This is a genomic window from Flavobacterium undicola (assembly GCF_009909155.2).
GTDB classification, from domain to species: Bacteria; Bacteroidota; Bacteroidia; order Flavobacteriales; family Flavobacteriaceae; genus Flavobacterium; species Flavobacterium undicola.
The window spans coordinates 35,780-56,920 of the sequence record NZ_JAAAPM020000020.1; the positions used below are offsets into that span (position 1 = coordinate 35,780).

Here is a 21,141-nt window from a genome sequence, read left to right on the forward strand (position 1 = left end):
ACTTCCAATTTCTATCTTGAAAAAAAGTTTGAAAAAATTGAACCATTCAGAATTCTACAATAGATTTAATTCCAAACGGATTTTAACTTCCAAGCTGAAAAATTCATTTTTGTTCCATTTTCTTTTGAAAACACCTCAATTCCTGTTTGTGTTTCGCCAGGAAAAGTCATCAATGAAAAGACATCTTTTCCTTGATTTGTAAACAATTCTATACTCGATTTGTCTACATAAATATGCATTCTCAATTTACCGTTTTCAGGAGTTACTTTTGCACTTGTTTTACGAGCAAATTTCTCAATAGGAACATTAGAACAATTTGTGCGATCTATAGTTAACGAGTCATTTTGTGTATTGTAACTAATTGAAACTTTTCTTCCATCTCCCACACAAAGATTAAAGCCAAACACATTTGGTTTGGTAGTAGAAAATACTACATCTAGTTCATATATGTTTTCAGTCGGTATAAATTGAGGTAATTTATACGTTCCCTTTTTTAATTTTTGATTAAAAATTACAGGAGATTCTCTAAGGGTTTTTAAATTCTCCTCTGGTTTTTGAATCATTCGTAGCCCTTCTGAAAAAGTTTTCAATTCTAAATCACGAGGTATGGACCAAAACCCTTTACCCCAGCTTGATGGAACCAATAGGGCATAATCCCAAGTTGCTATCCACCCTATTGTTGTCGTTTTTTTTAATGTATTATCATAATCGCGAAACACTCTTGAAGCATAATAATCTAATCCTTTGTCAACATATAAGGGATATTTCTCATTATCAAGCTTAAAGTTTTTACCATCAAAATCACCGATAAAATATTGTTCCCTTGCCCAATCTATTGAAACAACCATTACCCATTTTTTATTATTGGGATTGTTATCTACATTTAATTGAAATAAATCCGGACATTCCCACACTTTATCCTGAGTGCCTGCTGGACCAAAATCACTCAACCAAACCCATTCTTTTAGATCGGTGGATTCATAAATTTTCACCTTTTTCTCTTTTGCTTTTGCAACAACCATAATCCATCTTGATGTAGGCTCATACCAAAATATTGTTGGATCACGAAACTCTTTGCTTTGGAGATCAATAACTGGGTTTTGTTTATAATATTGAAATGAATTTCCATCATTACTGAATGATATCCCTTGCGCTTGATTTTCTGACGCCTTCGTAAAAATTGTATATGCTGCTATCCAGGCATTTTTACCAAAACCCGATGTGTTATTTTTGTCAATGGCTACAGATCCTGTAAAATAACGAATGGTGCCATCATCTCCTTTTAATACATCATTTGCTGTTTGCTGATAATGTACCAGGTCATTTGAAACCGCTTTTCCGTGACCAAATGTGTACAAGTGATACTGATTCTGATAATATATCAAACCACAAGGATCCCCAATCCAGCCTTCAATTGGACTGTAATGGTATTGTGGCCGATACGGTTCCTGGCGATTTGTTTTGAATACTTCTTGTGCTGTTATTGGTGTTGCTAACAGTGTAAAAACTAGTATAGCTATTAAATTTTTCCACTTCATATCAATACTATTTATTTTTAAAAATCGCTTAGATTATTACTGCTTTTTAAATACCAAAAATCAAGTTTGTTAATTAAAATAGAGCCATTTTCAGAAAACACCTCAACTTGATCACTATCATAGAATTTTGGAAAAATTCGTGTTGTAAAAGCTTCTTTATCATTTATAAATCCCTCAACTACAGAACCATCAATAAACAGATGAATCTTAATCGTTTTCCTGTTTTTTAAATTAATTTCTCCAATTTCAATCCGTTTCTCTATTGACTCTGTTCTACTGGAATTGGTTTGATCAATTACCAATTGGTTCTTTTTTAGATCAAAACACAATTTAGTTGATTCATCATTTTTTAGATTTTTTCCAATATAGAAACCAAATTTATCAGATTGTAAAGGGAAGATTTCTGCAATTATTTCTATTTGATGACCACTACCAAGTTTTAAATTGGATGATGAATTCACATTTACGTTTTCAAAAACTTTTGAGGAATCCCTAAGTTTAATTAATGACGGATGTGGTGTTTGATAAATTTCACCATTTTTTAAATTCCACACTCTCGGCATACTAAATAAATGTGTCCAACCGTGTTTCAATTGTAACTCCCTAGGGATTAAATCTGGAATTATCGCAATTGCAGTTGTAATACCATTCTTATCTAAGGAAACTGACGGAGAAAGCATTCTATTAATTACTTCTAATTTTTTAGGCAATTTATGATCCGGGACAAATTTTTCATTGATAAAACTACCTACCCAATATAAATTTATTGCAGGTTTACCGTCATACGGTATAGGATTTACTGCTAAGATGTATTTATTGTTCATCTTCCAAAAAACGGGCATTTCCCAAAATATTCCTGAATGGTCTGTCTCTGGATTCCCTTTAAATAAAGGATGTAAATAAGTCCACTTTTTTAAATCATTTGATTTATATAATAATAAAGCCCCTTTTTGAACATCATTTTCAATCAAGCCATAGCCTACAATCATATACCAAACATCCTTTTCTTTCCAAATATAGGGGTCGCGAAAATCTCTACGTTTATACTGTTTTGGAGGTCCTTTTACAACTGGATTATTACTGAATTTTTTCCAATCTATTAAATTATCATCTTTAGGAAAAGCAAGGCACATTCCAACCTCTTTTTCATTGCCTCCTGTGTACATAATTAATGGCATACCTTTATTATCTAATACTACATGTCCCGACCATATTCCTATTTCATCATAACCTTCTTCCGGGGTCAATACTGGTTTATGCTCTGTCCATTGTACTAAATCCGGACTACTAAAATGCCCCCAATTAATCTGACCTAAGAATAAATTAGTACCGTTTTTTTGATTGAAAATATGATATTTCCCCTTGTAATAAATTAAGCCATGAGTTTCATTTGTCCAATTTGCTGCTGGGAGTAAATGGTATTTGGGTCTATTAAAATCCTTTTTGAATCTACTGAAAGGTATAGCTAAATCAGTTCTCTTGTTTAATTTATCACCTATCTCATTTTCTATTAAATAATTTGATTCTAATGGCTCATTCCAAATTTTAAGTTCATCAATTATTCCATTGATATGAGTCAGCGGAAACAGATTTTCTAAGTATTTTTCTTTTGCGTTTTTCCCAATAGTCAAACTATTAAATGTAGTTTGACTTGTCACTTTATTTAAAGGTATTTTTAAAATTGCTTCTCCGTTAATTAATAAATTAACATTCCCCTCACTAATAATAAGACACACATTAAACCATTTAGATTTTGACAATCTATGTTCAGCAAAATAATATTTTTCCTCACCATTTGTCCCTATCGCAATTGCGGGTTTTCCAAATTTATTTATACTAGCTGAAATCCAATTCTCAGGATTGCTGTTTTCTTCAATTAGCGAAAAAAAGCTTGCTGTATCCGTTGGGAAAGTTTCCAGAGCTACCCATGCACTTATTGTTACAGGTAACTTTAATGGCGATGGCAACGAACCCTCAATGTATGTAGAATAGCCGTCAAAGCGTAAGCCTGTATTTTCAATACCATTTACAAATTCCGGAGTTTCAAAATTACTATTGATTTGATAAATCGTTTTTGTATTTTCTTCAATTGTTGATTTTATCTTATTTGAATTAAAAGACCATTGGTATAAAGGTTTTGATTCTTTTGTAAAAGAAATACATAAAATTAGAATTACTAAAACAGGGAATATTCTTTTCATTTTTGTCAAGTTAAGTTTTGGAAGAAGCACTTTGAATTATACCAGAGAAACTAAATCATCATAAATTTTTTAATTTCTTTTTCAGAAATTTGGGGATTGGCACCTTCACTTGCTGCCACTAAAGCGCCAATAGCACAAGCATAATTCAGTGATTTTTGAGGTGATTTTCCTCTTAGTAAGCGAACAATCAATGTTGCTAAAAAAGAATCTCCAGCTCCAACAGTATCAACAACATTTACAAAATAACCGCTATTGTAATAAAATTTTCCATTACTAAATAAAACAGCTCCAAAAGCGCCTTTGGTCACACAAATTTGTTTTGTATTTGTTTGTTCTGCAATGAATTTAATATTTTGTTCAAATGAATTATATGGGGAATCCATTTTCTTACTAATCTCTACTAACTCTTCATCATTTAGCTTAATAAAATCAGCCTTGTTCATTAATTCTATCAAGACATCTGTTGTATAATAAGGAGATCTTAAATTAGCGTCTAAAATTTTATATTTTGCTTTATCTAAAAGAGAAAACAAACTCGCTCTTGAAATTTCATCTCTACAAATTAAACTCCCTAGAACAAATGCATCAGCTTCACTAACTTGTTGTTCTATTGTATTATTAATCGAAATTTTATCCCAAGCAGAAGGATAATGAATATCATAAGAAGCATTCCCTTTTTCATTAATCATGACATGAACCACACCGGTTTTATAATCCGAATCAACTTGAATCAATTCTGAACTCATATTATGATTTTCAATATATTCGATTATTTCCTTTCCGTTTTCATCATTTCCTATTTTACTAATAATGCTTGAGGAAACTCCAACAGAGTTCATTCTTAGTGCTACATTTAAGGGAGCTCCCCCAATTTTTTTATGTGTTGGAAAAACATCCCAAAGAATCTCTCCAAAACAAACTATATTTAACTTATCTTTCTTTTCCATAATTAAAAAATTAAAGGGCAGAAAAAATCTGCCCGATAAAACTACAACCAATTAAAACCTATTTACTTCCTAAATAATCTATTGAATTTTTATAAATGGTTCTTACATTAGCCGCATACGGGTTAACACGACCATCATTCATATTCCATTCCATTCCACCAATTCCTAATGCCATGATATACCCTTGAAAACGACCACTTGGTTTCCAAAGAACAATCCCTCCAAAACCCTGACCGTCAATAGCCCAGTCCCAAGCTGCTACAACTTCGGCATCATAACCATTAGAAAAACTTACAAACTTAGGATCATCTAATGGAGCTAAGTTCCAAAGTGAATTATGATCTTCTTTATAACCTCCATTAATAACATACACCTTGCGGTCACTATAAAATTGACAACCTTGTGAAATTGTACTACCTAAAGCAGTGCCTGCAAAACCAACTCCCCATGTATCAGGATTAGCGCCTCCGGTACCAGAGCCAAGGATATTACGCAGACCAGAAGTGTCTCTTCCAAGTTCTTCAACAATTCCTGTACCATGACCTCCTGCTACAATTTTACCACCTTGTACGAAGAATTTAGAAACTACATTAAGATGTTCTAAAAGCGCAGCCGGTTGCGCAGTTGAACCTACCTTATCATACATATAAAACAAAACATTTACTCCGTCTAAAGCTCCATCAGTTAATTGGCTATATGGAATGTAAACAAACTTATCTCCATATACTTGTTGAGCCCAAAGCCCAGCTGCTTTTACATCATCATCAGAGATATCGTTTAAAGTAGCTCCATCACCTAAGAAAGCTATTTTAGATGGTAATAGTTTTGCAGAAATAATGTAATGTCTGGTTGTAACCCCATTAGAAACAGATAATTCAACAGGACTTGATAAATCTAATGAAGTTCCGCTATTAGGTGTAACTGTAACTCCATCTGGAAAAACTGCTTCGAAAGCCACATTACTCAAGTTTGTGTCTCCCGAAAGACTAACAGAAATATTACCGTTTAGATGATTTATTACGGCTTCTTTACCATTTAGTTGTACACTCGAAACAATATCTAAGACCTTAGCCCCATCTGTATAATTTTCACGTTCATCACATGATTGTAACCCTATAATCAGGGTTACAATCATCAATGATTTTATAAATATTTTTTTCATAATCATTAAATTATTTACTTAATAAAAGATCAATTGCATTTTTGTGTAAACGGTAGATATTATTTTGGAAATCATTGACTGCTCCGTTATTATCTGCCATACTCCATTCTAACCATCCTCCTGTATTTACAATCATAGTTCCCTGGAAAGCTCCTTGTGGTTTGAACTCAGCTAAACCAATACCACAACCTCTTGCATCTAACCACTCATACCATCTAATTAAAACACTATTTGTAGCGGCTTCAAATTCTAATGCTCTATCTTCTGAACATTGTCCTTTTGTGAAAGAACTATCATAAGGGCCAAAGTCAATTCCGAAGTTTCTATCTTCTTTGTATTTTGCATTATTCATAGGATAATAATCTGTTGTGCCTTTGGTTAAACCAACTAATAGTGGATGATTTGCAGAAGCACTTGGCGAAGGAGCAGAATAAGAAGCTCTCAAACCCCATGCATCTAAATTTTGTCCACCTACCGGATTTGTATTTCCTCCATTATTTGCGAAAACCGTACTTCCTATTTTTATGCGTCCAATCTCATCTAAAAGATTAATTCCAAAACCTTCAACAATTAAACCTCCTCCGGCTTTATAGTAATTTGTAATCACATCAACCTGAGCAGTGGTAATTCCTGATGCAGTATCAGGCATTTTTTGTGTTCCTACATTATCCCAATAAAGCAATAATACTTTTGTGTTTGCTAACGCCTGGGCAGTTAAGTTACTCGCTTGGATGTATACAAAATCTTCCGCATAATTTTGTTTTAACCATAATGCAGCGGCTTTGGTATCTGGCTCACTAATGCTTTCCACACAACTTGCTCCACTTACAAAAGCAATTTTTTTCGTAGAATTAATAATTCTTGCTGTTACAGCATAAGTTTTAGTTAAACCTTCAACGTTTGTAACCGTATAATTTACTGGTCCAGTCGAGAAGTTTTTCGCAACACCAGTTGCTGGAGATATTGTAGAACCAGCTGTTACAGAAATAATTGGTGTAATTGAAGCCAAATTTGATCCTGAAGGAAAATCCATAACAATTGTTGAAGCAGCATTATCTACAATCCCTGTTACACTACAAATATCAGTACCTGTTTTAAAGCTAGTAACAAACGGGCTTGGTAACTGGGTTACACTTACATAATATGATTTTCCTGTAAATCCATCATTTGAGACTACAGTATATTTTACCGGACTTGTAAAATCCTGTGCTATACCCGATTGCGGTGTTGCCGTAGTACCACCTGGAATTATATACAGAGGAGTTAGTTTTTTAATGTCCTCCTGACTGCCAACAGTAACTGCAATAGTTCCTGCAACGGCATCAATAACTCCCACATGTTCACCTATTGAAAAAGACATAATCATAGGATCTCCATAAGCGGCCACTGTAGCCGTATATTTTCTTGAAATCCCATTATTGGTAACTGTAAAAATTACGGGACCAGCAGAAAAATCGACTACACTTCCTGAAGCAGGTTCAACGGTTGCTCCTTCCGGTAACGTAATAGTAACTGGAACCTTAGTTAAATCGGAACCTGCTGGTAATGTAAATGTAATAACAGCATTAGTGTGACTAATAATTGCTGATTTCCCGTTAACTTTAAAGTCTCTAATTATAGAATAGGTATAATCAGGTACATTATCATTAAATTTAATATCCTCTTCGCAACCAACAACTGTCAATAAAGTAATGACGATTCCAAAAAACAAGAAAGGAATCATTTTAAAAATTTTAGATATATTTTTCATTTTTAATAAATTTTAATTTAATAAACTTGTTAAGATTTTTTCTGCAAATACTAATTTAATAGCCCGTTCTTTGTTTGTAAACACCTCCCGAAGCGTCAATTTCTATTTGTGGAATTGGTAAATATTCATCTCTTCCTTCAGTGAATGAAGCTCCACCATAATAACTGCGTTTTGAACTTTCTTTTAACATATAATCGTTAATCCAGCTTGGAGCAATTCCCCATCTTACAAGATCATAAAAATGATGTCCTTCATTATGTAATTCCAGTCTTCTTTCCATACGTAATGCTTTTGTTGCATATACTTTTGTAACCCCGGCTGTTGGGTATAAACCAATAACATAATTTGCAGCATTTACAGCATTATTATTGTAACTATACACGTATGGTGCGTTTTTAGCTCTTGTACGAATTTGATTGATAATGCTCATTCCTGTTCCTATGTCGTTTAATTCTATTGAAGCTTCAGCTTTCCATAGTAACACATCGCTAAATTTTATAATTGCCCAATCCAAAGCTCCTTTTGCCCAAGGAAATCCACCAGAAGATCTTAAGTCCGAATAAGGGTCAATTTGATTCTTCTTTCTTTCATACAAGCCATAAGTAGCAGGGTCTCTACTCCAATTTACTTGTTGAGGCATGCCTTGCCATTTTTTCCAGGTAATCCCCGGGCGACCTATTGAGTGATCTAATCTTGGATCTACAGGAGTACTTACATCAGTTGCTGCTAAATCCGAATTATTATAAGAATCAAGTAATGGCAATCCCGTATTATCTACTTTAAAAGCATTTACAATATTCTGGCTAGGTTTATCAAAATCATCACCGTTTAAGTAAGGATGACTTGAATCATCAGAAGGAGAATCCGGAGAATTCACTAAATCACCAAAATTTACATTCCCAAATTCAGAACCATCATTTATTGAATATTGAATAGCAAATACATTTTCTTGATTTCCATAACCCGGAGAAGAATATAATTTTTCTAAGTCGTCTACTAGTTTATATGGCCCTGCAATAACTTTGTTTGCATTAATAATTACCTGATCCCATTTCTTTTGGAACAAATTTGCTTTGGCTAAAAACGCATAAGCGACTAATTTATTAATCCTTCCTAATTCAGGTTGTGTATCAGGCAATACTGCGATTGCATCCGTTAAATCTTTTTCAATTTTTCCCCACAAAAGAGCAGTATCGAATGAATTCTGAACACTGGTAACTTTATCAATAGGAGTATTTTCATCAATGTAAGCAAACGACCCAAAGTTTTTCATCAATTCAAAATAGAAATGTGCTCTTAAAACTTTAAGTTCTGCAATTCGTAAATCTTTTTTCTCAAATCCTGAACTATTATTCAAAGCTATAATGGCACTATTCACTCTATTGATTGAAAAATAAAGAGCTCTCCACAGATTATAGACATTCTCAGAAGAGGCAAATACTTGTTGGATTTCTAACCCATGCATTCCGCCACCTGGATTATCTCCTACACCACCACCACCTTTGTATGCATCTCCACTTCTGATATCTGAGAAACACCAGTTAGACGGAGCATGATCAAAAGGCCAATTGTCTCTAAATTCACCTGTATTGTATCTGTAATCTAAAGTACTATAAGCACTTACAACCAATTGTTCTAAATCTAAATTATTTTCAGATATTACGTTTTCAGGAGTTACAGTAAAAAAATCTTCCTGACAAGAACTAACACTTAAGGTGAGTCCTATTATTGCTATATAAAATTTTATTTTTCTCATCTTTTTAAAATTGTAAATTGAATCCACAGCTGAATGTTTTAGTATGAGGATAAACGCCCATACCTGCGATACCAATACCGGTTCTACTTAAACCTGGTACTTCATAGTCAAAACCTGTAAAAGAGGTAATACTAAATAGATTCTCTGCCTGAACATATAACTTAGCAGATGACAATCCGATTCCTTTAATTGAATTGCGATTAAAACTATATGAAAGATTTACACTTTTCATTCTGAAGAAAGAACCATCTTCTACAAAATAAGTAGAAGCACGTTTTTGATCATTTGTATCCGATGTGCTTAGAGCCGGTATTAGAGAGTTTGCATTTTCAGGTGTCCAAGCATCTAACGTATTTTTACCATGATTGAATCCAAAATAAGGAAAATCAAGCATTTCTCTTTGAGCGTTATACATGTCTCCACCTTGTTTTCCATCAAAAAACACATTTAAATCCCATCGTTTGTAACTGGCCGAAAGATTAATTCCATAAGTAAAATCAGGATGTGGATTACCAATGATTGTTCTGTCATCTTGATTAACAACTCCATCACCATTCAAATCTCTATATCTAATATTACCTAATGCTTTTCCAGTTTGTTCAGCATGTACAGCTACTTCTTCGGGAGTTCTAAAAAGACCATCAGCTACATATCCAAAATAAGAACCAATAGGATGACCAGCACCTGTGTAAGAGATTCCGTTTAAAATAAAATTATCTGAATTATTTAATCTTGTAACCTTGTTTTTATATTTAGAGAAAGTGAAATTCACACCATAATTAAAGTCATTTTGTGATTTCGAATTATATCCTAAAACAACATCAATTCCTCTATTAGTCATATCTCCAGCGTTGAAAAACAATGTTTTTCCAGCTTCGCCTAAAACACTTGGCTGAACAATTTGAAGTAATAAATCGGAGGTTTTCTTTTCGTATACATCAACAACAAAATTCACACGCTTTTTAAATAAATCCAGATCAAGTCCAATATTTGTTTGGTATGACTGCTCCCATTTTAATTCCGGATTTCCAACTTGATTTGCTGAAACTCCAGTACTTATAGTACCGCTTCCACTTCCGTTTAAATCGTAATTACTATTTTCTAATGCCATATTAAATATTGAATATTGTGCATATTCTAAAATATCAGCATTTCCATTTCCACCCCATGATGCTCTTAATTTTAAATTATCAATTACATTAGAGTTTTCTAAAAACTTTTCATTACTTAAAGTCCAACCGGCAGATGCAGTAGGGAAAATGGCATAACGATTGTTTTTACCAAAACGGGAAGACCCGTCTCGACGAACACTTGCAGAAAAATAATATTTGCTTGAATAATCATAATTCACTTTGGCAAACATAGATTCTCTTCTGCTATCAGCTCCAATACCGTAAGCATCAAGTACACTGGAATCTGAAATTTTATCATATTGATCAATATTTTCAAAGTCTACGCCTGTTCCAAAAGGAACTTGTACACGATCAAATTTATTTTGCTGATCTTTTTTATAAATCTCGTGTCCTCCAAAAACATTTAAATTATGATTCCCAAATTGATGGGCATAAGTAATTAAATTGGTTATAATAAATGTGTCTGAATTATTTCTATTTCTTCTATATCTGGAAAATTCTTCACCTCCCAAAATGATTCTATTTCCCAGAATACTTCCATTTTGATTAAATGATTCTGAATGTTCATCAAACTTGAATCTATTGATGTCAAAATTTAATTTAGAATTAAAAGTTAGTCCATCAACAATATTCAAATCAGCATAAATATTACCGAATGTTCTCCACGTTTTTTCGACATTGTTTCTATTAACATATAAAATAGCTAACGGATTCCATTTGTCTTGTAAACCACTTCCTGTAGGTCCTCCCCAAGTACCATCTTCAGCATATACTGGAATCAATGGATTTTGTAAAAGTGCATCTTCCATAGAATTTCCTTTTACTTCCTGAAAATTAGTAACAGTTAAATTTTCTCCAATATTCAATTTGTCTTTAAAAAATTTAATACTTGAATTCAATCTAACATTTGCTCTTTGATAATAAGTATACTCCAATACTCCCTGATCTTTAGCGTATCCTAAACCTGTAAAAACTTTCCATTTTTTATTTGCAAAAGAATATCCAAAATCAGTGGTTGTAGAAATTGAATTTCTTGAAATAACATCAATCCAATCTGTATTTGACAATCTTAAATTTTGTTGATCATCTAAAAACTCAGGCAAAGAATTCCCAGGAGTATAAGCAAAATTTCCTGCTGCAACAGGTAAATTTCCCTGTGCTCTATACCTAACATCTAACCATTCCTGAGAATTTAAAACATTAAACTTATCACGAATTGTATTTAAGGATACACGACTATCTAAAGTGATTTTTTGTGTGCCTGCTTTTGCTTGTTTAGTAGTTACAATAATAACTCCTTTAGCAGCTTCAGTCCCATAAATACCTGCCGAAGCAGCATCTTTTAATACTTGTATACTTTCAATATCATTTGGATTTAAACCAGCAGGTGAATTGGTTTGCACACCATCAATAACCCATAAAGGTCCTGTGCCTCCAAACACAGATGTTAAACCTCTAATTGATATTTGGGTATCATTACCACCTGGAACTCCTGAAGAAGTAAAACTTAATCCGGGAACTCTGGATTGTAATTTACTTATAACATTGGGTGTAGCGACACGATCTAAATCGGCTACAGAAACAATAGAAACTGCCCCGGTTATATCTTTCTTTTTTTCTTTAGAATAACCTGTGACAACAACCTCATCAAGATTATTTGATGTGGCTTTTAAAATAATAGTATACGCTTTTTTTGATGTAATCGTAATTTGGGCATCTGAAAAACCTATATAAGACACTATCAAAGTTTCTCCTTCTTTAGCCTTAATTTGAAACTTCCCATCGAAATCTGTTGTTGTACCTAAGGAAGTTCCCTTCACAAGTATACTTGCGCCGGGTAAGGGCTGACCATCGGCCTCAGACAAAACAGTCCCATTTATTTGAGTCTGCTGCCCGAGAGCAACAAGCCCAAAGAAAAACAAACACATTGTGATAATGTTTTTCTTGTTTTTAAAACAGTTAATTTTCATACATTTTTAGTTTATAGAGTTAGTTAGTTAATATTATTATTTATTAAGGTTAGCATTCATGTTTTCTAAAGAAATACCTTTGGTTTCAGGCATCATAAACAATACAAAAACAAGTTGAAAGACCATCATAACAGCAAAAAAGCTAAACACATTTCCAACTCCAAAATTTGAAAAAAGGATTGGAACCATTGATGGAATTATTGCTGCCAGCACCCAATGAACTGAACTTCCAAAAGACTGTCCTGATGCTCTTAAATGGTTTGGGAAAATTTCGGATATAAAAACCCATATTACAGCTCCCTGTCCTATAGCATGAGAGGCTATAAAAACGAATAAAAACATTGGAACTGCCATTCCTGTCCAACTTAAATAAAATGAAACGGCTACCATTGCTAAAGAAAAAATGTAACCTAATGATCCAAAAATCATTAATTTACGTCTTCCTAATCTGTCTATTAAATAAACACCTATTAGCGTGAATATTAAATTAATGAAGCCAATACCGATACTGCTCAAAAGTGCTGTTTTAGCTCCTAAACCAGCTTCTCCAAAAATCCTTGGGGCATAATATAAGAAAGCATTTATACCCGATAATTGATTGAATGCTGCAATTAAAAAAACTAAGATTAATGGAAAACGATATTTCTTCATAAAGATATTTTCATCTGAAGAATTATTTTTATTGTCTTCATGCACATTGTCAATTACACTTTGAACATCTTCTTTACTATTTATCTTATCCAAAATTACCCTTGCTTCATCCGTTCTGGATTGTGTTAGTAACCATCTTGGACTTTCAGGTATATAAAAAACCAATATGGTATAAACTATTGATGGAAAAACCTGAATTCCAAGCATCCATCTCCATGCGTTTTCTCCAATATCACTCAAAAGATAATTTGATAAAAAAGCACTAAGAATACCAAACACGATATTAAATTGGTAAAGACCTACTAATCGTCCTCTATCTTTTGCAGGGGCAATTTCAGATATATAAGCAGGTGCAGCAATAGTTGATGCTCCAATACCCAGACCACCTATGAATCTAAAAAAAGCAAATACCCATGGTCCATTTGCTAAAGAAGATCCTAAAGCTGATATTGAAAACAAAACCCCAATTATTAATAATGTTGATTTTCTTCCTATTTTATTAGTTGGAATTCCTCCAAATATGGCTCCTATAACAGTACCCCATAATGCCATTGCCATAACTACCGAACCGTGAAAGAAATCACTGGAATCCCATAATATTTGAAGTGCTTTATCTGCACCAGAAATTACTACGGTATCAAAACCAAACAGGAATCCTGCGAATGACGCAACGATTGACCAACTCATTATTTTTTTATTCATAACCTATAATTTTTTATTTCTATCCAAAGTTAGATTCAAGTTAAAATTCAATCATTCTGTATTGTTACATATACATACAAATTAGTTACATCGCTCAAAAACACCTGATTTACAGCTGCTTAATTTTTATTTTTAGAGAAAAAGTTTAAAATCGTAACCTATAATTACAGTTTTTAAACTTGAACTTTTATATAAAAAAAATGAATCGCTTAATTTAATTGCAGAGAAATTGCAGAAAGTGTTTTTTAACTAATAATTTATTGACTGATTCAAATTCAACTGACTAGCTTTGGATAAAATTTTAATATTTTGATATTGTAATTGTCTTCATTTTAGACATTGAATCATCAATTGAACTGAAATGAATTTTAGTATTAAAATCTTTAGGGAATATTACATTCGTAAAGACATATCTTCCATCATTTATAAAAACTTCAACAGAATTTTTATCCAAAAACAATCGGACATTAATACATTTATCCGCATTATTTGAAAGTGTAATTTTTTGGGTGGATTGAAATTCATCTTTTAGTTTGTTGTCTACTCTTTTTACAACAAATTCATTTGTGCTTTTATTAAAAGTTAATTGAAAGAGACTTTTGTCATTATTTAGTATTTCAAATTCTAAATGACCATTTATTTTACTAGGTTCAAATTCATAAGTCATTTCAAATGTCAATTCTTTTAAATCTAGTTCTTCAATTTTTTGATTGACTCTGGCTAAAGTTTCTCCTTTAAGATTAGTTTTTGATTTAATATAATTTTCAACTGATTGAACAGCTTCTTGCCTGATAATATACTTTCCCTGTTCTTTATCTAAGATTAATTTTCTTGGTAAAGACATAGAACCTCTCCAGCCATTCGTTGGAATTTCATTAGCGTATTGCCAATTATTCATCCAGCCTAACCATGTTTTAGTTCCCTTTTTATCTGGTGCTCCATTCCATGTTACAGCAGCATAGAAATCTTTTCCATAATCGATATAGTTCACCTCATTACTTTTTCCTGAAACGGATTGATCAGCAACGAAGTTTTTTCCATCAAATTCTCCAATGAAATATTGTAATCCAGATCCACCAGCGATACTACCGCTTCCTAAATTAACTCCTAAAACCCATTTTGTTTTTCCTTTATATTTCAATGTAAATAAGTCCGGACATTCCCACACTCCGGTAATTACTCCTTTAGGCCCAAATTCACTCATTAAATTCCAGTCTTTTAAATTTTTAGAACTATAAAATTGTATTTTATGTTCAGTGGATAAAGCAAGAGTCATAATCCATTTTTGTTCTGGCTCATACCAAAAAACTTTTGGATCTCTAAACTCTTTACTATTGATATTCAAAACTGGATTCCCTTTATATTTCGTAAATGTTCTTCCCTTATCATTACTATAGGCAATACTTTGATGTTGAAATCCTGTTTTAGCATCATAACTTGTATAAATTGCCACAATGGGTGGTTTTGATCCAGATCCAAAACCACTGGAGTTATTCCAATCCACTACTGCTGAACCGGAGAAAATCATCACTCCATTTTCTTCTTCAAGAGCTACTGGCAAATGATTCCATTTTATTAAATCAGTACTTACCGCATGTCCCCAACTCATATGTCCCCATTTAGTACCATAAGGATTGTATTGATAAAACAAATGGTATTCTCCATCATAATAAAACATTCCATTAGGATCATTGATCCAATTTTTTTCGGGGGTGAAATGTAATTTTGGTCTAAACTCTTCCTTTATCTCATCAGTCTGAGATTGTAGGCTGTTACTTAGCAAGAAAACTACAAACAGCATCATTAATTCAATCTTGAATATTTTTCTAAATTTTTCCATATCTATTTTATAATTATTTTAGCGTCAAACAAATCATTCTCTACAAAGCCTTTTATTATATAAACCCCTTCTCTAGCTTTCATACCATTATCCATATAACCATTCCAGTTAACTATAGGATTTTCACTGTCTATTAGTTTTTCAATTTTTTTAACTGGAAATCCATTAATATCAAAAACATAAGCAGCAACTGCGGTAGTTTTCTCTATGTTATAAAATTTGAAATTAAAATTCTCACTGGAAGGATTTGGATAAACAACAGGATGGATTGTATCCTCTTTTGATTCAACATTTTTAGAAACAGATGCAGTACCACCACCTTGAATATTATAAATTTTTAAGTCTGTCGCAATCGCGGTTCCTCCTTGAGCATACAAATCAATTTGATTGCTTCCTGCTGAAGGAAAAGATCGGGTTGCAAAAGCCAATTCCTCATTAACAAAGACTTCAATGATAGAAGCATCTACAAAAATTCTCCATCTAATATCTCCTGCTGGCAATTCATAATTTGAAGATTGATTTGAAGTTGGTACATCTGGTAAAATGGAAGATTTACTCCTATCTACAACAAAACTTTTAGAAACCATATCATAGTAAATAAGAGTTTGTTCTCCAATAGCTAAGTTTTTATTTAACGAAAAACCTACTTTAGTTGTAGTACCAGGATTTATAGTTGCCACAATTTCATATTGAGTACCACTAGCTCCATTTAAAACATTTGAACTATTTTGATCAAAAGAAACATTGGTAAAGTTTTTTGAAGTACCTCTAAGTTGTAGTAAATTAGGATGAGGTACTTGCTTAATTTTATTATTAACCAATGTCCAAACGCGAGGTAAACTAAAAACATGCGCCCAACCCTGCTGTTTGTGTTTAGCAGAATTGACTCCATCAGGAACAATTCCAATTGCAGTTAAATTTCCATTTGCATCAGGATGTATTGATGGAGACAAAAGCTGATTAATAACCTCTAAACGTTCAGGCACAACATTATCTCTAATGAATTTTGCCCCATCAAAACTACCTGTCCAATACAATGCATTTGCATTTGGTAATTTATTAATCAAAACAATTGACTTAGCACCAAAATTATAATAGACAGGCATTTCCCAAAAATCACCTGTTCCATCTGCCGAAGGATCTCCTTCTAACATAGTACCCTGTTGACTCCATTGCTTAAAATCAGTCGATATAGACTTATATAAAAACAATCCTCCTCTTGCTGTTCCGGTTCTTAATCCTGTACCAACCATCATGTACCAATCTGAATTGTGTTGAAATACAAATGGATCTCTAAAATCGGCATTCGCTATATTTGAAGGCACACTGGAAATAATTGGAGCGCCATTTTTTGTCCAAGAATCATAAGGAGCAGAAGAAGTCGCTAATCCAATTCCTGCTTTGGCTTTATTTACACCAGTATAAAAAATATAAGGTTGTCCGTTTTTAATTACCGCATGACCAGACCAAATACCTACTTCATCAAATCCAGGCTGTGGCCACAACACCTGTGTTTTCTCTTCCCAGCTTACTAAATCACTACTCACATAATGTCCCCAATTGATATGTTCTAAGTAAGGGCCATTGTAATTTCTTTGACTGAATAAATGGTATTTATTATCAATATATAACAGTCCGTGGGATTCATTTGTCCAGGCTGATGAAGGAAGTAAATGATATTTAGGTCTGTGAATATCATCTGCAAATCTAGTTTCAATTGGAATTTTAAGATTTGGAATTGAAGGACTTACTTTATTATATTGAGTTAGAATTTCTGCATCGGTTAAATCTTTACCCCATAAAGAAACCTGATCAATAGCTCCTGTTAAACCATTAGTATCAAAACCTGCAATAGTTTTAATTTTTGATTCTTTTCCTATATAAATAGTTGCATTATTATCCCAGACAATATTCCCTGATGTAAAAGCAATGGCTTTAACTTTAGCACCATTTAAATACAACGAAGCTAAACCTGACAGCCCATTTATATTTAAAGAAACAAAACTCCACTTTTTAAGTTCAATTTGTTGGTCTGAAATAATAGTAACTATTGCTGTACCCACTTTAAATTGCCCAATTATTCTACCATATTGATCTATCCCTAAAGCAACACCGGCATTAGTAGTGGTATTTACATTTGAAAACAACGAAGCGTTTGTGTTTTCAGACAATTGATCTAAATCCTTTCTTTGTACAGGAAAAGCTGATGGAGCAACCCAAGCAGTCACACAAACTTTATTGGTTGGATAACTAACATTTATTTTGCCAGTTGCCCATCCATAAAAACCATTAACTCTCAACGCTTTGCCTTCAACACCAGTAATACGCTCAGCTGAACCTGAAGGTCCATTTATACTAAAAGTAGCATTGGTTTTTGTTTCGTTAATTGTTTGACCAGATGACTCATTAAACTTAAAAGATATAAGTTCAGCGGTTTCATTTGTTGTTGGTGGCGGTGTAGTATCGTCTGCGTGTTTTTTCGAACCACATCCTAAAACCAACAATGATAACAGAATAATAGTAGTATACTTTTTCATTTTATATTTGTTTTATATAAAATTAGAACAGTATACCTGAGAAGGATTTAAGTATTGTTACATCAATAAAAAATAAACATATTTCTTTATGAAACAAGAACTTAAGCTGTTATTTCATTAATTACACAGCAATAAAAAAGGGTTAAAATTATACTTTCTATAAAAATGTTACATTCTTTTTACATTAAATATTGTTTCTAAAGTCTTTTGGAGAGATGGAATACTTATTTTTAAAAGTTGTAGAGAAATAATTTGGTGAAGCAAAACCACAAGAATAAGCAATTTCAGAAATATTTAATGAGGTAGTTTTCATTAATTCTTTTGCTTTTTCTAATCTATAATTATTGATGTAATCACTAATTCCAATACCTAAAACGGCTTTTACTTTTCTATACAGTTGAACTCTTGAAATGTTTAAACAACTAGCCAATTCTTCAACAGAGAAAGAAGAATTATCAATGTTTTTTTCTAATAAGACGTCTATTTTATTTAAAAATACTTTTTCTATTACACTTAGAGAGTTTACTTCTGATTCATCAATATTATTATAATAATATCTTAACTTCTCTCGGTTATACAACAAACCTTTTATAGATTCTTTTAATACTTTAAGATTAAATGGTTTTGTTAAGAATAAATCAGCACCTGCTTCTAATGATCTAATATAAGTATCTTGATCATCTAAGGCTGTCAAAATAATCGTTGGAATATGAGATGTTAATATATTCTTCTTCAATATGTCACATATTTCGAAACCATTTTTTTCAGGTAAATTCAAATCGCACAAAATAATATCTGGCATTATCTCTAAAGCCGTTTCAATAGAATTCTTACCATCAGATTTAAATACATTATAATCACTATTCAATTTTGCAGCAATAAACTCAAGGAGCTCTATATTATCTTCAATTATCAAAATTGAATGTTTTTTATCGGATACCTCTTCTATTTCCTTAGTGACTTCTACTGATTCTATATTATATTTTTCCTCCTGATTTTCATCATTATAGTCTGAATCACTAATAATTTGTTTCTTATTAAAATGATCCGTACCTAATTGTAACAATATTATAAATTCAGTCCCTATACCTGATTTAACTTCGATAGAACCTTTATGCAAATCGATAAAAGTCTTTGATAGATTTAACCCAATGCCTGAACCATTTTTATAATTATTTGAGCCTTTAAAAAAAGGATTAAATAATTCGATTATTTCATTTTCAGGGATCCCAATTCCCGAATCTTTAAAGATAATTTCAACTAGATTTTTTTTGGCTTTTTTGTTTATAATTATTCCAATAGTTCCACCATTTGGAGTAAATTTAAAACTGTTAGACAATAAATTATAATACACTTTGTCCATCAAATTTTTATCTAAATAAACATCCAGATTTTCATCATTTGTTGTAATCGTATACTTGATATTTCTTTTTGTTGCCTCACGTTCAAACTCCTTAAACAAATTTTTAGAAAAACCCCAAAGGTTCGTTTTGGATACTTTAATATTGAATTTCTCATTTTCGATTTTTCGAAAATCTAAAAGTTGATTAATCAATCTCAGCAGTCGCATCGAATTATTATACATAATATCTAAATCCTTCTTAACATAATGACTTTTGTTTTTCAACTCATCATTCAAGGATTCTACACAACTCAATATTAAAGTCAATGGAGTTTTAAATTCATGTGATATCCCCGTGAAAAAATTTATTTTCCCTTCGTTACTAATCTTAAGTTTTTCAGCGAATTTTTCAATTTGTTGGCGTTGATTAGTTACTTTTTTATTTGTTATTTCTAATTGTCTTTTCTTTTTCCTAATGGAAATTATAGAGTACGCACTAAAAAGAGCCAAACAGAAAATAGTTACTGAAAAAAAAACCAATAATTTCATTAAATTATATAGTGTTATATATTTTTTTTCCTGATTATCAATAACATTTAGCTGTGTCTCAATATTTGATTGCTGTTGGGATATTTTATCAAATTGATTGCTCATTATATCTGCATTTAATGAATCAATCAATACCGTGGCTAATTTATTATTTTTAGGGACTACTTCTTTGTTTGCTATTTTAAGAGCCAGCTTTATAGCTTCACTACCACCAGTTGGATATAAGATAGTTGCAGTTAACTTACCGTCTTTAACCGCCTGAATACCTCCATTTGGACCATTAAGTCCATCTATTCCAATAAATTTTATATTCTTTTCTTTTCCTTTTTGTTTAGCAACTTCCCATACTTGAAGAGCAATAATATCATTAAAAGCAAAAACATAATCTATTTTTGGCAAACTATCTAAAGCCTTACTAAATTTATCATTTAGCGAACTCAAATTTTCTGCTGTTATACTTGTTTTTTTAATATTAGGATATTGATCTATAATTTGCTTAAACCCCAAACTTCGCTCCAATCCTGGCGAAATATCTGTTGTTGCTTTGATTTCAAGTATATTCTCACGAGCCTTAGATTTATAAACAATATATTTCCCCGCTATTCGACCTACTTCGACATTATCAGCCCCTAAAAAAGCAGTATAATTGGATGTGTTTACTTTTCGATCTACAATAATAACTGGAATTCCTTTTTTATGTGCTTTCTCTATAACAGGAACTATAGAATCCGAACCATATGGAGCAACAATAATAACATCTAAATGATTATCAATCATTTTTTCAATATCACTAATTTGCTTTTGGGTACTATTATTGGCATTATAAATGGTCAAATCTACTTCGGGATGTAATGAAGCCTCTACCTTCATTGTATTATCCATAGATTTTCTCCAACTATCTTCTTCAGAAATACTTTGAGAAAACCCAATAGAAATTTTACCCTTATTTTTAGTATATGGATTACAAGAACCCAAAATAAAAAGACTAATTATCAGACAGCTATAATATATTTTTCTTAACATTTTTTTTTAAAGAGTAGGTTATATAAATGTGTGCAATTAT

11 protein-coding genes are annotated in these 21,141 nt (G+C 32.1%); all 11 read right to left on the reverse strand.

Annotation, left to right across the window (positions count from 1 at the left end; all coding sequences use genetic code 11):
• Positions 1-65: 65 nt before the first annotated feature.
• Positions 66-1,538: a glycoside hydrolase family 32 protein gene (locus GTZ96_RS12355; protein ID WP_161644225.1), complete on the reverse strand. Its 1,473-nt coding sequence runs from the start codon at positions 1,536-1,538 to the stop codon at positions 66-68.
• A gap of 17 nt (positions 1,539-1,555) precedes the next feature.
• The gene (locus GTZ96_RS12360; RefSeq protein ID WP_161644226.1) at positions 1,556-3,739 is read right to left on the reverse strand and encodes a GH32 C-terminal domain-containing protein; all 2,184 of its coding nucleotides are present in this window, start codon (positions 3,737-3,739) and stop codon (positions 1,556-1,558) included.
• A gap of 50 nt (positions 3,740-3,789) precedes the next feature.
• Entirely contained in the window at positions 3,790-4,686 is an 897-nt protein-coding gene (locus GTZ96_RS12365) for a carbohydrate kinase family protein (protein WP_161644227.1), read from the reverse strand.
• A gap of 58 nt (positions 4,687-4,744) precedes the next feature.
• Complete coding sequence (locus GTZ96_RS12370) at positions 4,745-5,848, reverse strand: DUF4960 domain-containing protein (RefSeq protein ID WP_161644228.1); 1,104 nt, start codon at positions 5,846-5,848, stop codon at positions 4,745-4,747.
• Positions 5,849-5,858: 10 nt separating this feature from the next.
• A complete protein-coding gene (locus tag GTZ96_RS12375; protein ID WP_161644229.1) occupies positions 5,859-7,598 on the reverse strand; it encodes a DUF5018 domain-containing protein in 1,740 nt (579 codons plus the stop codon).
• A 55-nt stretch (positions 7,599-7,653) separates the two neighbouring features.
• Positions 7,654-9,354 (reverse strand): RagB/SusD family nutrient uptake outer membrane protein, encoded by a 1,701-nt coding sequence (locus tag GTZ96_RS12380; protein ID WP_181033183.1) that lies wholly within the window; start codon positions 9,352-9,354, stop codon positions 7,654-7,656.
• A 4-nt stretch (positions 9,355-9,358) separates the two neighbouring features.
• Positions 9,359-12,457, reverse strand: coding sequence for a SusC/RagA family TonB-linked outer membrane protein (locus tag GTZ96_RS12385; RefSeq protein WP_161644231.1), 3,099 nt, complete (start codon positions 12,455-12,457; stop codon positions 9,359-9,361).
• Positions 12,458-12,493: 36 nt separating this feature from the next.
• Positions 12,494-13,810, reverse strand: a complete 1,317-nt coding sequence (locus GTZ96_RS12390) for a sugar porter family MFS transporter (protein ID WP_161644232.1) — start codon at positions 13,808-13,810, stop codon at positions 12,494-12,496.
• Between the two features lie 301 nt (positions 13,811-14,111).
• Positions 14,112-15,650: a glycoside hydrolase family 32 protein gene (locus tag GTZ96_RS12395; protein ID WP_161644233.1), complete on the reverse strand. Its 1,539-nt coding sequence runs from the start codon at positions 15,648-15,650 to the stop codon at positions 14,112-14,114.
• A gap of 2 nt (positions 15,651-15,652) precedes the next feature.
• Positions 15,653-18,187: a GH32 C-terminal domain-containing protein gene (locus GTZ96_RS12400; RefSeq protein WP_161644234.1), complete on the reverse strand. Its 2,535-nt coding sequence runs from the start codon at positions 18,185-18,187 to the stop codon at positions 15,653-15,655.
• 184 nt (positions 18,188-18,371) lie between these two features.
• Complete coding sequence (locus GTZ96_RS12405; RefSeq protein WP_161644235.1) at positions 18,372-21,101, reverse strand: hybrid sensor histidine kinase/response regulator transcription factor; 2,730 nt, start codon at positions 21,099-21,101, stop codon at positions 18,372-18,374.
• Between the last annotated feature and the right edge of the window lie 40 nt (positions 21,102-21,141).

Coding starts and splice junctions, on each gene's coding strand:
- GTZ96_RS12355 (WP_161644225.1), bottom strand. CDS start 1,538: ATGAAGTGGAAAAATTTAATAGCTATACTAGTTTTTACACTGTTAGCA.
- GTZ96_RS12360 (WP_161644226.1), bottom strand. CDS start 3,739: ATGAAAAGAATATTCCCTGTTTTAGTAATTCTAATTTTATGTATTTCT.
- GTZ96_RS12365 (WP_161644227.1), bottom strand. CDS start 4,686: ATGGAAAAGAAAGATAAGTTAAATATAGTTTGTTTTGGAGAGATTCTT.
- GTZ96_RS12370 (WP_161644228.1), bottom strand. CDS start 5,848: ATGAAAAAAATATTTATAAAATCATTGATGATTGTAACCCTGATTATA.
- GTZ96_RS12375 (WP_161644229.1), bottom strand. CDS start 7,598: ATGAAAAATATATCTAAAATTTTTAAAATGATTCCTTTCTTGTTTTTT.
- GTZ96_RS12380 (WP_181033183.1), bottom strand. CDS start 9,354: ATGAGAAAAATAAAATTTTATATAGCAATAATAGGACTCACCTTAAGT.
- GTZ96_RS12385 (WP_161644231.1), bottom strand. CDS start 12,457: ATGAAAATTAACTGTTTTAAAAACAAGAAAAACATTATCACAATGTGT.
- GTZ96_RS12390 (WP_161644232.1), bottom strand. CDS start 13,810: ATGAATAAAAAAATAATGAGTTGGTCAATCGTTGCGTCATTCGCAGGA.
- GTZ96_RS12395 (WP_161644233.1), bottom strand. CDS start 15,650: ATGGAAAAATTTAGAAAAATATTCAAGATTGAATTAATGATGCTGTTT.
- GTZ96_RS12400 (WP_161644234.1), bottom strand. CDS start 18,187: ATGAAAAAGTATACTACTATTATTCTGTTATCATTGTTGGTTTTAGGA.
- GTZ96_RS12405 (WP_161644235.1), bottom strand. CDS start 21,101: ATGTTAAGAAAAATATATTATAGCTGTCTGATAATTAGTCTTTTTATT.